Below are 317 nucleotides of genomic sequence, written 5' to 3'. Positions count from 1 at the left end.
AGACTGCCTATAGAAAGCCGATTTTTTCTGCAAACTGCCCACCGGAAACTGCAAACTGCCCCTACATATTTCTCCTGTACTGCCCCCCAACCTCGTAAAGTGCATGGCTTATTTGCCCAAGGCTGCAATATTTGCAGGTTTCCATCAGGCTTTCGAAGATGTTTTCTCCGGCTATGGCACGCTGTTGTAATTCTTTTCTTGAGTTTGACACCTCCGGTTTTAAAAAGTGCATTTGAATGACGTGGGGGCGGTTTTTGGCGATATTTTCTCAAAAAGTGTAGTGTGCCAACTTTTTTATTTTCCGGTTTCTGGCCTGT

Annotated in this window: 1 protein-coding gene; it reads right to left on the bottom strand. The window is 44.8% G+C overall.

Annotated elements, in window-relative coordinates; translation table 11 throughout:
• Positions 1 to 61 precede the first annotated feature (61 nt).
• Entirely contained in the window at positions 62 to 211 is a 150-nt protein-coding gene (locus E2R66_RS28635; protein WP_158288539.1) for a hypothetical protein, read from the bottom strand.
• Positions 212 to 317: the final 106 nt, after the last annotated feature.

Origin of the sequence: Mucilaginibacter psychrotolerans (assembly GCF_004519315.1) — a bacterium.
Taxonomy (GTDB): domain Bacteria; phylum Bacteroidota; class Bacteroidia; order Sphingobacteriales; family Sphingobacteriaceae; genus Mucilaginibacter; species Mucilaginibacter psychrotolerans.
The sequence above is the reverse complement of the archived record's forward strand: the minus strand, read 5'-3'. Positions and strand labels throughout refer to the sequence as shown.